Origin of the sequence: Paenibacillus glycanilyticus, assembly GCF_023715145.1 — a bacterium.
Lineage (GTDB): Bacteria > Bacillota > Bacilli > Paenibacillales > Paenibacillaceae > Pristimantibacillus > Pristimantibacillus glycanilyticus_A.
Map to the genome: position 1 here is coordinate 1 of NZ_JAMBNP010000039.1, position 474 is coordinate 474.

At 34.2% G+C, this 474-nt stretch carries 1 protein-coding gene; it reads left to right on the forward strand.

The annotated features are described in order from the left end of the window. Positions 1 to 474: ComF family protein (locus M3194_RS30840; RefSeq protein ID WP_285889683.1), on the forward strand; the 474-nt coding region annotated here is incomplete at both ends.

A 474-nucleotide genomic window follows, 5' to 3' on the forward strand; every position in this document is an offset into this window, starting at 1 on the left:
TACCAGCGAAGAAAGGTAAAAATAGACGATTGGAAAATCTCCTGAATCGAATGAGTCGAAATTCAAAAAATAATCACACTCAATATATTTCGGACTTGTTTTATTTTTCGGAAGATGCTAAAAGTTTAAAAACAATGGGTCGTGATGAAAGGGCGACTGAAATACAAAATAATCTGCACTTTAATCCAAAGTATGAAAATAAAATTCAGGCATCAAAGATATTAATAATTGATGATGTGATAACTACTGGAGCAACTTTAAAGGGAGCTCAATCTCTACTGGATACAATGAATCCAGAGAGGGTGCTATCAATAGCATTGGCTAAAACTGTTAGCATTAGCGAAGATATGCATGTTTGTGGTGATTGTGGAAAGTTAATGCGTGTTATGCGTAATAAAAAAACTGGACAGCACTTTTTAGGTTGTACCGGTTTCTTTGATACTCCACAGTGTAAAAATACTATGAGCATAGATT